Genomic DNA, 14389 nt, shown 5'->3' with positions numbered 1-14389 from the left:
GCGGTCTCCTGGATCCGCGCGGCCGGGACTCCCGCGGCCTGCGATTCCGGCCCGGCGGGCTGAGCCGTCGGAGGGGCCTGCTTCGGCTCGGCGGGCTTCGAATCAGAGTTCGTCGCAGCCGGTTTGGCAGCTTGCCCGGGTGTGTTGGTTGTTGTCGTGGGTGCGCTGGTCGTGGTCGTGGTCGTGGGTGTGGAGGCCACCGGTGTCGGCGAGGTGGCCGGCGATACTGTGCCCGGCGACAACGGGGCTTCCGGCGTGGGAGCCTGCTGCACCTGCGTCGGATCGGCAGGTGCCTGTGCGACGTCTGCGACCTCGGGAGCAGCCTGTGCACCTTCGACATGCTGAGGGCCGTCGACCGACACCGGTTCGGCAGCTACTGCGGCGTGGGGCACGTCCGTTGTCGAGACATTCGCCGCCGGGTCGGCGGCATCCTGGTCCGGGCTGAGCATGGCCGTATGTGCGGGCTCATCGGCGGGGATGTCGGCCGAATCGCTGTTGTCGTGCTCCGCCTCTGACGAGTCCTGCTGCTCATCCCGATCGGCGGGTGCATGTCGGCTTTCGGCGTCGGCTTCGGTATCGGTCTCGGCGTCGGCTTTGTCGGGTGTCTCGTCGGAGTCCTGATCTGTGGACTCGTCGACCGCGCTGTGCCGTTCCCCGTTCTTGGACGTCGGCTTCGAATCGGACTGCGGTGTCGTGTTGTTCGTCTGGCCACCGCTTCCGCGCCCGGCTCCCGCCTTCGCCGGTGCGACCGACTGCCCGGTGGAATCGTTCTGCGGAGTTCGGTTGGCCGTGGTCTCACCGTCGTCGTCGGTGTCCTGCTGTCCGGTGTCCAGCCTCCCGTCCGGATTCTCGCCCCGCAGGCCGACATTCGGAGCATCGGGCCGCGGCGGACCCGCCGGATTCGTCTGGTTGCCCTGCTGAGGCGCATGGCCTCCGCCGATGCCCTTCAGACCACCGATGCTCGTGCTGGTGGAACTGGCAAGGATCGAGATCGTGTCGAACTCGCCACCGACCGACAAGGTGCCGGCCACGTTGCCAGATACGCCGGCGGTGAACATGGTGGTGGCGCCCTTGGTGGCCGCCATGAACCGGTTGCGGGCAGGTCCGAGCCCGTGCGCGACCGGGACAGCGGTTGCCCCGCCGGCTCCACCACCGACCGTCGAGGCGATCGCCGTCTGTTTGAACCGGTCCCACCGGTAGTCGGCGTGTCCGTTGTTCGCCTGGATACCCTGGACGATCCCCTCTTGAAGCAGCCCCTGCCCGAGCTCCTCGAAGGATTCCTGGATGGTTTCGTGCAGGAGCCTTTTCATCATCGTCTTGGTCAGCAGTTCGGCCATCTTCTCGCCGATACGCCGGATCGCCCACGCGACGAGCGCACGTATCCACGCCATCGTCGTTGTCTCGATGACGGGGATCGCTGCCGTCGACGCCCCGAGCGTCGGACTCGACATGGCCAGGCTGTACGAGATCTCGGCGGCCGCAAGGGCCAGTCCGACGATGATCGACAGCTTGCTGTATTCGATCTCGGAGCTGAAGTTGGTGGCGCCCTCACCCATCCCCGAAATGCCTTGGGCGAGTTTGTCCACCGTGTAGTCGCCGTCGAACAGCATGGCGAACTGCTTCTCCGCGGCATCGGCGGTGTCGCCGAACAGCACCGACATGGTCTCACCGCGGACCCGGCTCAGGTCCGGGACGAGATCCTGAAGTGCTTCTGCCGCGGCTTGATAGTGCTCGCCGATACGGCGCGTGCGGGTTTCACTGCCTTGCGGCCACTCACCGCCCGCGAGATATGACACCCATTGGAGCTCGGGTGGGATCTGGATGTCCACGCGGTGCGGTGACCGCTACGGCTGGTCTTGCTGTTCGAAGGAGTCCGCGGAGCCCTTCAAGCCGTCCGAGTAGTAATCGAGCAGGTCGGTCTTGACCGCCACGGACCCGTCGACCCAATCCTTTTGCGCCAGATAGCCTCCGCCGCCTCTCGCGAACCCGTCACCCATCTTGTCGTCACCCCACGCGGCGCCTTCGGCGGCCAGATTGGATTGCAGGGACGACAGCACGTTCTTCATCCTGACGCTGACGTCATTGAGGTCCTTCGAGGTCGCCCGCAGGTCAGAAGGTCCGACACCGAGTTCGTCAGCCATTGATTCATCTCCTCACGGTGGGGAAGGCGGATTCGTCCCGGTCGTCGTCCTCCGGCTCACCCGCCCGGACCGCGTCATCGTTGCCGTATACAGCTCTGGTCAGATCGCGCAGATCGGGCGCGCTGTCGACGACGTCGGACAGCGACGGCATCATCCGGCGCCGTTCCTCGATCGGCATCATCAGCGCAGCCGACCGCTGCGCCACGAGCTGGGCCGCGGACTGCGCGGCCTCTGTCACGTGGCCGCCCAGTTCTTCGAGTTCGAACTCTTCGAGATAGTTCTCATCGATCACGGTTTCGATGACACGGCCGCGGGCGTCGACGGTCACCTCGACCAGGCCATCGGCCGCCTTGACGCTGGCGGTGAGCTGCGCCTGCTCGCGCTGCACCGCCGCAATATCGGCCATCTGCTCTTGGACCAAGGCAAGCACCTCGGTCATCTGATGCCGGAGGGCATCGTTACTCATTCGGGCCAGTCTTCCAGATCCACCCAGGCACCGCCACGTTCTTTGCCGAATTCGATTACGGCCGACCATATTTGAGCGTGTGAACAATTACGTTTGCGAAATTGCCATCGTCGCAATGCCACTCACACCGTAATTTGCCACCCACGCGTAGATAACCGAGATTTACTCGGCAGTCCGTGTCGTCCGCCGATAGCTCTCACGCCCTTGACCGATGGGCACGTTCTTTGCCTTCCCCGACCGTGAGGGCGGCGTGGTCACCCGTACTGGGATGCGGCGCGCAGCCTGGGAAACTTCTCCGCAACGGCCGCAGCCAATTCCAGATACGCCTGGAGTGTGGCCGGATCCAGCAGGTCGAAGTCGACGTCGGCACCCTCGGCCAGATGCGGATCGAACGGGATCATGTGCACCGAACGGCATCGGGCTTGGAAGTGCTCGTAGACCTTGTCCAGTTTGAGTTTCGCCGATCCTGGCCGCGAGGCACTGAGCACCACGTGCGCTTCGCGGACCAGAGCGGAGTGACCGTGCTGCATCAGCCAGTCCAGCGTCGCCGATGCGCTACGGGCCGCGTCGATCGCCGGGGAGCTGACCAGCACGATCGCGTGCGCCAGATCGAGCACGCCCGCCATCGCGGAATGCATAATGCCGGTGCCACAGTCGGTGAGGATGATGTTGTAGTAGCGACGCAGGATGCTGACGGTGCGGCGGTAGTCGGATTCTCCGAAGACCTCCGAAACCGCGGGTTCCTGTTCGCTGGCCAGCACTTCCAGTCGGCTGCCGGCCATCCGGGTGTGGTTGCGGACGTCGGCGTAGCGCTCGATGTCGGGATCCGACAGCAGGTCCCGCACGGTGGACTGGCTCGACGCGTCCCGAACCCGTTCGGCCAGCGTCCCGCGATCCGGGTTGGCATCGACCGCGATCACCCGGTCCTGCCTCATCATCGACAGCGCCGAGCCCAACCCCAGCGTCGTCGTGGTCTTGCCGACACCACCCTTGATCGACAACACCGCGATCCTGAAGTCGCCGGCGATCGGCTGACGGATCTGGGCCAGCAGGTCGTCCCGCTCACGCTCCCTGCGTGATTCACCGGGATTGACGTGACCCGCACTCGCCAGATGCACAGCCCGGCGCCATCCGGAGTGAGGTGCGTTGCGGGCACGGTTGATGATTCCGGCGTCGTCGAGTGAGGGCGGCACCGGCGAGTACTGCGGCGGCGGGGCGGCGCCGGTCGGCGGGGGCAGGAGTGGGGGCAAGAAGCCGGCGGCGGGAACGGAAGCGGAGGGAGCGGAGGAGGAGGCGGGGGCGGTAGTGGCGGCAGGGCATGCCTTGCCGTCTCCGGCAGCGGCGGAATCGGGATCAAACCGGTCGGCGGCTCCGGGCGCTCAGGAGCCGGCGGCTCAGGCTGAGGCTCAGGTTCAGGGGTCGGCTCGGGACGGCGTTGCGGTTCCGGCTCGTCGACGTCGAACCGTTCGGCGAACTCGCGCGACCCGATCGAGCTGTGCATCTGCCACGGCGGCGGGGCCAGCCGACGAGCAGGAGCCGGTGCAGGCGCAGGCGCCGCAGGAGGAGGAGACACCACAAAGGCGTCGGTCGTGTCATCGGCAGGCGAGGTGGCGGTGTGGGCCTGCCGGGCCGACCGTTGCGCCGCAATCTGTTCCAGCAACGCAGCAGCCCGGGCCTCCACCGCGTCCAATTCGCCAGGCGCCAAGTCGTCGAGCGATGTGGGCTCGCCGATCGGCCGATTCTCGTCCGGCATCTTTCCCCTAACTCACCTGGTCCGCCGCCGGGCAGCAGCCACCGCCACCGCCGCCACCATCAACGCAAGACACGCCGCGGTGACGGTGAAGACGATCCTGCGCGCCCGCACATTACCCGGGTCGGGTTGCGGCGGCCCGCTGATCGGTGAAGCGGCAGTGACATCGCGGCCGTCGACCCCCGGCGGGAGCTGGTAGGTCAGTGCCGCGACTGGGTCCACGACTCCATAACCCGTGGCCTGGTTGGGTCCATTCCCCGGGGTGCGGGCCGTCCGTTCGACCAGATCCTTGACCTCGCCCGCGGTCAGGCCCGGGTAACGCGACCGGATCAGCGCCACCACACCCGAGACGAACGGCGCCGCGAAGCTCGTGCCGTTCAGTGGGGCCAGCCCCTGCTGGCCGAGTTGTGCGTTGCTCAGGCCGGGACCGCCGGCGTCCAACGAGGTGACCCGCTCGCCCGGGGCAGCCACCGCCACCCACGGCCCGTGCAGGCTGAAGTCGGCCGGGGTGGCCGACGTCGTCACGGCGCCGACGGTCAGCACGTAGTCGGAGAACCAGGCCGGGCTGGCGATGGTGCTGACGCTGTCCCAGCCGGTGTGCAGCGGTTGGTTCGGATCGTTCATGTTGTTCTGTGCCTTGCACATGCTCTGGGAGTTGAAGTTGCCCGCCGCGGCCACCACCACGACATTGCGTTCGTAGGCGTAGCGCACCGCAAGCCCGAGTTCCCGGTCGTCCATTCCGGCCGAAACCGGCGCGCAAGCCACCTCCGACAGGTTGATCACCGTGGCACCGAGGTCCACCGCCCGAGTGATCGCTAGCGCCAGAGTGTGCGTATTGCCGTAACCGATCGATGTCGCGTTGGGGTCGTCGTTCTGGCTGCTGCTCGTGCCCGCGACGCTGAAGGCGCCGCTGTTCTGCCGGATCGACAGGATCGAGGCCTCGGGGGCCACCCCGGCGAAGCTGTCACCGTCGGCGGGGGACGCACCGATGATCCCGGCGACCAGGGTGCCGTGTGCGTCGCAGTCGACCAGGCCGTCGCTGTTCGACACATAGTCGCCGCCCGGTTCGAGCGCGGGAAGCCGGGGATGACGGTTGACGCCGGTGTCGATCACCGCCACCTTCTGCCCGGCGCCACGCGAAAAGCGCCATGCCCTGCGGTATTCCAGCATTGCCTCCGCGCTGGTCTGCTTGGTGAAGTCAGTTCCCGGGAGTACGCCGGTGGGGACTCCGCAGATCGCCTTCTGCTCGGTCGGCTGAGCCGGTGCGACAGGCCCGTTCGGCGGCGGACCGGGTTCGACGACCGGCGGCGCCACCGCACCGGCAGGCGGCGCGCCGAAGCCGGCCAGCGCCACCGTCAGGACGACGGTCGCCACCGCCACGTACCGCCGGGCGGTCACTAGCCGCCCAGCCGTTCGTACAGTCCGAGCGGCCACAACGCGAGTGGGATCACCGCGGCGACGGCCAGGTATTCGAGATACACCGCGACGCTCCGGATCCGATGCGCGTAGGAGGCGGCGACCCCGCCCACCACCAGCACCGCGAGTACGACGACTCCGGCGAGCTGCAACAACCAGGCTCCGGTCTGGGCTTGCACACAGGCCACCAGCACCAGCGCCACGGCAGGCACGGCAAGCGCGGCCCGTTCCGGCCAGGTCGTCGCCCGGCGGCTTCTCAGGGCCGGGACCGCAGCACAGACCAGGGCGAAAGCGAATGCCGCCCAACCGGTATCGACCCGCATCAATGCAGTGGTGCTGATCAGCGCGGTGGTTGCCGACCCGGCCAGCAGGCCGGAGCGGGTCAGCACCGCTGACTGCACCCGGTCCCACACCTGTTCCGCGCTCGGCATCGGGGTGCCGGGTTCCGCCGCGGCGACGGACGCGGTGAAGGGATCGTCGCCCGGCGATGCGCCTGCGGACGGCACCGGGTATTGGTCCAGCCGTGCCGTCAGCGCAGGCACAGCCAGACACCCGAACACCGCCACCACGGCGGTGACCGCAGCCACCACCGCGACCGGTACGCCCAGCGTCCTGGCCGCGAATGCCGCCGTGCCGAAGCCCAGCAGCACCGCCGCCGCGACGTAGGTCCAGTGGCCGGCACTGATCACGCGGTGACATATCACCGTGAGCACCAACAACACTGCGCTCCCGACCGCCAGGCCGACATCACCGTGCGGGGCCGCGAGCACCCAGCCCGCGGCGACGCCGACGGCGATCACCGGCGGGCCGACCGCAGCGGCGATGTCGGTCCTGCCGAGCACTCGGCGCACGAGTGCGGCTGCGCCGACCAGTGCAAGCGCCATCAGCGCCGCAGAGACCAGAATCATCGGCCGATGCGCCGACAACCCAGGGGCGAGCAGGAGAACGACCCACACGGCCGCGCACAGCCACAACCCGGCGAATGCCATCATCCGCGCCGCGGTGGCACTCCATGCCGCGTAGGACGCGCGGTTCAACCGGGCCGCCGCGTCCACCACGTCGTCGTACAACGTGGGCGGCGACAACGCCTGACGAGCCGAGAGGCGCAACAGCTCACCGTTTTTCACCCCGGCTTCGCGCAGGGTCCGGTTGGGCTCCAGCACACCGGCGCCGGCCCGGCCCGCACGACTGAGCACCCAGAACGTCCGTCGCTCATCCCGATCGGCCATGTCGTCACTGCGCTCGTCGTCCCGGGACTTGATCAACCGGGCCAGCTCCGGAAGGAACGCGGCCACCGGGACGTCGGCCGGCAGCGCGACATCGAGTTGGGTGCGCCCGCCGACCACGGACACCCGCATCGCCTCGGGTGCCGCGGACACCACGTGCACCGAGCGAAGCTCCTCGACGCCGGTCACAGGTCGGGCATCCGGGACAGTTGCACCACGCCGCTACGGGTGGTCCGCGAGACCAGCATGCCGCGGCCGGGAGGCATCGCGGTGGCCTTGTAGCCGCCGAACAGGCCGCCCTCGTCCTTGCTTCCGCTCATCACCAAACCATTGCAGGACAGGTCTTTCAGGCGTCCGACGATCGGATCCATCATCGCCCGCCCGGCACCGCCGCTGCGGCGGACCACCACCACGCGCAGGCCGATGTCACGGGCCTGCGGCAGATACTCCACCAGCGGGCCGAGCGGATGACTCAGCGAACCACCGGGAATCAGGTCGTAGTCGTCGACCATCACGAACAGGTCCGGGCCCGACCACCAGGACCGCTCCTTGAGTTGCTGCTGGGTGATGTCGTTGGGTGGCAGGCGATCTTTGAGGGCCCCGGCCAGTGCCGTCATCAGATCGGTGCACGACTGAGGTGCCGTGGCATAGCCGCCGAGGTATTCGTCGGGGACGACGCCCAGCATCGAACGACGGAAGTCGACCAGGATGATCTTGGCCTCCACCGGGCTGGCGTTCTCCATGACACCGGCGGCAATGTTGCGCAGCAGACCGGTCTTTCCGCATTCGGTATCGGCGAAGGCCACCAGGTGCGGTTGTGAATCGAAGTCAAGAACCACGGGGGCGAGCTCTTCTTCGTTGATGCCGATCGCGATCCGGGCCTTGCTGAGTTGGCCGGCATCGCGGGCCGCGCGTACGACGTCGTCGCGGTTCACGTCGTGCGGGAGCATCCGCACCTTCGGCGCCTCCCGGTCCTGATAGTGGGCGCGCACCGCCTCGACGGCCCCGGCCACCCCGGCGGGCAGATCCTCCACCGCCGAACTGGAGTCAAGCCGGGGCAACCCGATCAGGATGTGCAGCCGCTCGGAGTTGATACCGCGACCGGGCCGCCCGATCGGCACCAGTTCGGCAGAGCGGCGTGCCACCTCGCTGTCGATCGGGTCGCCCAGGCGGAGTTCGACGCGGGTACCGAGCATGTCCTTGACCGCAGGCCGGATCTCCATCCACCGCGATGCGGTGATGGCCAGGTGCACGCCGTAGGACAGACCCTGGATGGCCAGCGACTGGATCACCGGGTCGAGCAGCTCGAAGTCGCTCTTGATCGAAGCCCAGCCGTCGATGACCAGCACCACGTCGCCGAACTTGTCCTGGGGCACCTCTCCTTTGGCCTTGCGCTGGCGGAAGTCGCGCATGGACTCGATGCCGAGTTCACGGAACAGCTGCTCGCGGCTCCGCAGCACCCCGGCCACCTCGGCCACGGTGCGCCGGATGGCGTCGGCGTCCATCCGGCCGGCCACCCCGCCGACGTGCGGCAGCTTGGCCAGGCTGGTGAGGGTGCCGCCGCCGAAGTCCAGGCAGTAGAACTGCAACTGCTCAGGGGTATGGGTGGTAGCGGCGGCCAGGATCAATGTGCGCAGCGTGGTGGACTTGCCCGACTGCGGCCCACCGACCACGGCCACGTTGCCCTGGGCGCCGGACAGGTCGACCATGAGCACATCGCGACGCTGATCGTAAGGCCGGTCCACCACACCCATCGGCATCCACAAGCGGCCGTTGAGGTTCTGTGGTGCCGACCAATCTGATTCGGGCAGAAGCTCGTTCACCGCAGGACTGTCGTCGAGCGGCGGCAGCCACACCTCGTGGGCGGGCCTGCCATGGCCGCGCAGCCGGCTGACCACCATGTCGAGAAGCGTGGTCTTGGTGGGACCGACCGGAGCGGAATCCGCCTCGACCGGCGGCAGCGCCGAAGGCGCCTGGCCCCGGTCGGGCACCACGTCCTTCTTGACCGGTGTGGCGGTGAACAGCTTGGGCGCCAGCGCGCCCAACTGGGCCACCCGACCGGTACGGGCCGATATCCGTGGCTTGACGTACTCGCCCGAGACATAGCACGCGTTGAACCGGATCGGTTCGGAGGCATCGCATTTCAGGAATGCCGACCCTGGAACGCTGGGCAGGTGGTAGGCATCGGGCACACCGAGCACGCTGCGCGACTCGCCCGCCGAGAACGTCTTGAGACCGATCCGGTAGGACAGGTGCGAGTCCAGGCCGCGCAGCTTGCCCTCCTCCAGCCGCTGCGAGGCCAGCAACAGGTGCATGTGCAGCGAGCGGCCCAGCCGGCCGATCATCACGAACAGCTCGGCGAAATCCGGCTTCTGGGAAAGCAGTTCGGAGAATTCGTCGACAACGATGAACAGTGCGGGAAGCGGTTCGAGGTCGGCGCCCGCCGCGCGGGCCCGCTCGTATTCGGTGACGTTGGGGAAATTTCCGGCGGAGCGCAGCAGCTCCTGGCGGCGGTTCATCTCACCGGCCAAAGCGTCCCGCATGCGGTCCACCATGGTCAGCTCGTCTTCGAGGTTGGTGATGATCGCCGCGATGTGGGCGATCCCGTCCAGACCGAGGAATGTCGCGCCGCCCTTGAAGTCGACGAGCACCAGGTTGAGCTGCTCGGGCGAGTGCGACGTGATCATCGACAGCACCAGCGTGCGCAGGAATTCCGACTTGCCCGACCCGGTGGCTCCGATGCACAGCCCGTGCGGGCCCATGCCGCCCTCGGCGGCCTCCTTGATGTCGAGTTCGATGGGCTGACCGTTGGGGGTGATACCGATCGGCACCCGCAGCCGCTCCCGCGGGGACCGCTGCCGCCAAATCTGTTCTGGCACGATGCCCGCGGCGTCGGGAATCTTCAGCAGTGCCATCAGTCCTGGGTCGACAGCCCTCGAATCGGCCTCCAGGCTGACGATGTGCGCGGCGTTCGCCGGCCGGTAGCGGCCGATCCGCCGTGCGGTGGTCTCGGCCTCGGGAATGGTGATGGTGTCCGGGGTCGCGAACCGTTCGACACCGACGGCGGTCCGCGCGGCCACGTCGTCACCCTCGACGACCAGTTGGAGGCTGCGCCGGGCGGACGCCCCGGCACGCAGGCCGTTCAGGTCGAGCAGCGTCACGCTGTCCAGCCCGGCATCGGTGATCAACTGCTCGTCGCCGGTGACGAATCCGTCGTCCAGCACGACGACCAATTGCTTGAGCCCCTGCGTCGGCTGCGAGTTACGCGTGAACCGGCCGCGTTCCGCCAACTCCGAAGACAGTGCCGTCTCCATCAGCTCGAGCGTGGGGAACAGCAACCTCATCGAACCCATGCCGTCGCGGGTCACCGCGTGCTGCGCGTGCGGCAGCCATTTGACCCAGCTCCAGTTCTCACCGTCCGGGTTGGCGGTGACGATCGCCACCTGCACGTGGTCGGGTCCGTGAAAGGTGCACAGTTCCAGCACCATCGACCGCACCAGCTGCTGCGCGAGCCTACGCTCGCCTTCGAAGGTGATGGTGGGGAACGCGCGCAGCGACACCGCGGTCGGCAGCGCGTGCACCACCGAATGGGTCTTGACGAACCGGCGCAGCGCCACCGTCGACACCGGTTCCAGGTCCTCGGGCGGTCCGGTCTCGGGCGCCATCAACCGCGTCGCCAACCGGTGGGTCCCGATACCGACCCGGATGTGGCAGTAATCCGCATCGCTGGGCCGCCGCTCCCACATGCGCCGGGTACCGACCACGTCGGTCAGCGCCCGCGGATCAGGATGGCTCCATTCCAGCGCGGTGCGTTGTTCGGCTCCGGTGGTGTCGGCTTCCTCGCGAAGATTGGCGAGATAACTGAAGTAGTCCTTGCGTTCCTCGTTGAGCTCGGCGGCGGCTTTGCCATTGCGGTTCCCGCCGCCCATGAACATGCCGACCATCGACATGATCATCATCATCGGGAAAAGCAGGAACATGGGGCTTCTGGCCATGTCGCGGCCACCCACCGTGATCATCAGCGCGATCATGCCGATCACCGCCACCAGCATCACGAACGGCATCAGCCGCATCATCAGGTTTCCCGGGATCGCGCGCGGCACCTCGGGCGGTGGCGCCAGGTTGACCTCGCCGCCGGGCATCCGCGGCGGTGCCACCCGAAGGCGGCGGACGAACCCCTGCGTACTCAACCTTCCCTCCCCGGAAGCTGCTGGAGCCGGATGCTGGGTATTGTTCGTGTCGAGCAATCCCATTGCGCAGGAGGCCGACTGGATTGTGACCCTACTTGAGCCAGACCTCGAAGCCGAACCGGAACTGAGCCGACTGACCCTGGTGGTCGGCGAACTGAACATCGACGTCGGGCTGCCTGCACACGTCAGCATCGCCCAATACATCCCCGATGTCATCGATATCGCGAATGAACAGATCACTGCGAATGACGCGATCGTCGAGTTCGCCGCCGCTGACGGGCAGTGGACATTGGCCCCGCTCGGGGGCGAACCGATCGCCCCGCACCTGTCGCTCGGCGAAGCAGGGGTCTACGACGGCGACCTGTTGATGATCTGCGCGGCGGGCCAGCCGGTCAGCCCGTTGCTGTTCGACGACGTCGACGACACCCAGAGCCCAGGGGCCGGCACCGTGCGGAGCTGGTTCACGGACAACGCCACCGTGTTGGCCGGCTTCGGTGTCACCGCGGCCGCCGCCGTCACGCTGGCGGGCGTGCTGGCCCATTGGGCCGCCCAGCCCGCGGTGCCCGCGACGGTGCTGGCCCTCGGCGTGTTGGGGGTGCTGCTGGCCTGCCTGGCGGCGCACCGGCCGGCCGCCACCGGAACGTCGGCCTGGATCGCCGCGGTGTCGATGCCACTGGTCTTCGCCGGCTCGCTGTATCTGGTGCCCGACGGATCCGGGGCCACCTCGCTGCCGATGTCGTTCGCCCTGACCGCGTTCGGCGCACTGCTCGTGCTCCTGGTCTCGGGAAGCGGATCCGCCGTGTACACCGCGATCATCGCGGCGTGCACTTTCGGTGGCGTCAGTTCCACGGCAATGTTGCTGTGGCAGCCGCCCATCCGGACGGTGGGGGCTTTGCTCGCGACCGCGGCCGTTATCGTCGTCTACCTCGCTCCGCGGGTGACGATCGGGCTGTCGAAACTGCCGATCCCCCGGGTGCCGACGGCAGGCGAACCGCTCGACGACATCGAGACCCAGGGCGGCACAACTGTCGAAGGCGTCAATGCCATCGGCAAACAGATCATCCCGACCGAGGAAGATCTGATCAGCCGGGTCCGGCGGGCCAATCAGCACCTCACCGGCATTCTCGTCGCGGCCGCCCTCGCGGCCCTGGCCGGTTGTTATCTGGCGGTGGACGTCAGCACCGGGTTCTACTGGCAGGGCACCGTTTTCGCCATCATGGTGGCGACCGTGCTGTGCCTGCGCGGCCGTGGCCACCATGACCTGGTGCAATCCGCGACACTCATCGGCAGCGGGCTGACCATCGCCGTCGCCGTGGTCCTCAAGACCGCGGTGAACGTCGAGGGCTGGCAGGCCCGCGCCGTGGTCGTGCTGCTCGCCCTGATGGTGCTGATCCTGGCGTGCGGGCTGGTCGCACCGCTGCGCGAGTTCTCCCCGGTGATGCGGCGTCAGGTCGAGATACTCGAGTACATCGCCGTGGGATCGCTTTTCCCGCTGTGCTTCTGGATCATCCGCGTCTACGCGTTCTTCCGCGAGATGCGCCTTTAGCCTCGATCCACCGATGTATCGGCTGGTCGCAGGGTGTCGGAATGAGGAAAGTGCCCTTTGAACTGGGAAGATTGGTGTTCTCGACGCACTAATCAGTCCAGGTCAGAAAGGCACTTCCGGTGAAAGTGTCCCATAGTTTCGCTGTGTCGTCGGCGGTCTTCGATGATGACCATCTCGTGTCCTGTGCTGGATTGGTCCCGGTGATGACCCTGGCGGCCCAGACTGCCTTGCCGCAGCTATTACGTGACAAGGTGGTCATTGCCGAGCCGAGGATCAAGTCCGGGGCGGCCAACCCGGCACCGAAGCTGAGCACAGTCATCGCGGGCATGTGTGCCGGTGCGGACTGCATTGACGATCTCGACCTGGTGCGGGCAGGTGGGATGAAGACACTGTTCGGCGGCGTGTATGCACCCTCGACCATCGGAACTTTGTTGCGCGAGTTTACTTTCGGACACGCCCGCCAGCTCGAATCGGTTTTGCGCGAGCACCTGGCCGGACTCTGCGCGCGGGTCGATCTGTTGCCTGGCGCCGACGAGCGCGCGTTCCTCGACATCGACTCACTGCTGCGTCCGGTCTATGGCCACGCCAAACAAGGTGCTTCCTACGGACACACCAAAATCGCGGGCAAGCAGATCCTGCGCAAGGGCCTGTCGCCGTTGGTCACCACGATCAGCACCGCCACGAGTGCGCCGGTGATCACCGGCGCCCGGTTGCGAGCCGGGAAGGCCAACTCCGGCAAGGGTGCGGCCCGGATGATCGCCCAAGCCGTCGCCACCGCCCGCACCGCCGGGGTCACCGGCCAGATTGTGGTGCGCGGCGATTCGGCCTACGGCAACAGCACCGTGGCCACAGCCTGCCGCCGCGCCGGTGCCCAGTTCTCGTTGGTGCTGACCAAGACCCGCGCCGTCGCTGCAGCCATCGAGTCCATCGACGAGAGCGCCTGGATTGCAGTGGAATACCCCGGAGCGGTCCGTGATCCCGACACGGGAGCCTGGATCTCCGATGCCGAAGTCGCCGAGACCACCTACACCGCCTTCACCTCCACCGACAACCCGATGACCGCCCGGTTGATCGTGCGTCGGGTCAAAGATGCCCGCTTTCCTGATGCGCTGTTTCCGGTGTGGCGGTATCACCCGTTCTTCACCGACACCGACGAACCCACCGTTGCGGCCGACATCACCCACCGCCGCCACGCGATCATCGAAACCGTGTTCGCCGACCTGATCGATGGACCCCTGGCTCACATGCCTTCGGGACGTTTCGGAGCGAACTCGGCGTGGATCCTGTGCGCCGCTATTGCCCACAACCTGCTGCGCGCCGCCGGCGTCCTGGCCGGTGGAGCCCACGCAGTCGCCCGGGGCGCCACACTGCGCCGCAAGCTCATCACCGTCCCCGCACGCCTGGTCCGACCGCAACGCCGACCCCTTCTGCACCTACCGAGCCACTGGCCCTGGGCTGACCACTGGCTTACGCTGTGGCGCAACACCATCGGCCACAGCCCACCACTCACCGCCACCACCTGACCACCTGGCCGAATAGGCCCCTACCGGAGCGCACAGGGAAAAGCTGGGCAGACCAGCGGTTACGTCACGCTCACAAGCCCACCAAACGACAACCAGCCACGGCAGACACATCAATCACTCAAGTCCACGGA

At 67.4% G+C, this 14389-nt stretch carries 7 protein-coding genes and 1 pseudogene; 2 read left to right on the top strand and 6 right to left on the bottom strand.

The genetic code is table 11. The features are described from left to right. Positions 1-1844: 1844 nt before the first annotated feature. The 6 genes and pseudogenes from ACNQVK_RS07230 to eccCa form a co-directional block, all read right to left on the bottom strand. Entirely contained in the window at positions 1845-2141 is a 297-nt protein-coding gene (locus tag ACNQVK_RS07230) for a WXG100 family type VII secretion target (RefSeq protein ID WP_044521206.1), read from the bottom strand. A 4-nt stretch (positions 2142-2145) separates the two neighbouring features. Next, on the bottom strand, positions 2146-2607 hold the full coding sequence (locus ACNQVK_RS07225; RefSeq protein WP_418028982.1) for a YbaB/EbfC family nucleoid-associated protein: 462 nt from the start codon (positions 2605-2607) through the stop codon (positions 2146-2148). Positions 2608-2861: 254 nt separating this feature from the next. Beyond that, positions 2862-3842, bottom strand: a pseudogene (locus ACNQVK_RS07220) (MinD/ParA family ATP-binding protein); the annotation flags it as partial. Between the two features lie 530 nt (positions 3843-4372). After that, the gene (gene mycP, locus ACNQVK_RS07215; RefSeq protein WP_418028981.1) at positions 4373-5755 is read right to left on the bottom strand and encodes a type VII secretion-associated serine protease mycosin; all 1383 of its coding nucleotides are present in this window, start codon (positions 5753-5755) and stop codon (positions 4373-4375) included. After that, entirely contained in the window at positions 5755-7188 is a 1434-nt protein-coding gene (gene eccD / locus ACNQVK_RS07210) for a type VII secretion integral membrane protein EccD (RefSeq protein WP_418028980.1), read from the bottom strand. The genes mycP and eccD (ACNQVK_RS07210) overlap by 1 nt, the downstream gene beginning before the upstream one ends. Further along, the gene (gene eccCa, locus ACNQVK_RS07205) at positions 7185-11189 is read right to left on the bottom strand and encodes a type VII secretion protein EccCa (RefSeq protein WP_418028979.1); all 4005 of its coding nucleotides are present in this window, start codon (positions 11187-11189) and stop codon (positions 7185-7187) included. The genes eccD (ACNQVK_RS07210) and eccCa overlap by 4 nt, the downstream gene beginning before the upstream one ends. 85 nt (positions 11190-11274) lie before the next feature. Between eccCa and eccD (ACNQVK_RS07200) the strand changes: the two genes are divergently transcribed. Together eccD (ACNQVK_RS07200) and ACNQVK_RS07195 are read left to right on the top strand one after the other, a co-directional pair. Further along, on the top strand, positions 11275-12735 hold the full coding sequence (gene eccD / locus ACNQVK_RS07200; RefSeq protein ID WP_418028977.1) for a type VII secretion integral membrane protein EccD: 1461 nt from the start codon (positions 11275-11277) through the stop codon (positions 12733-12735). 119 nt (positions 12736-12854) lie between these two features. Beyond that, positions 12855-14258, top strand: a complete 1404-nt coding sequence (locus ACNQVK_RS07195; protein WP_025997282.1) for an IS1380 family transposase — start codon at positions 12855-12857, stop codon at positions 14256-14258. Positions 14259-14389 lie beyond the last annotated feature (131 nt).

This window comes from Mycobacterium sp. 134 (assembly GCF_048282715.1).
Taxonomy (GTDB): Bacteria; Actinomycetota; Actinomycetes; order Mycobacteriales; family Mycobacteriaceae; genus Mycobacterium; species Mycobacterium septicum.
This window is presented reverse-complemented; position numbering and strand designations above follow the sequence as displayed.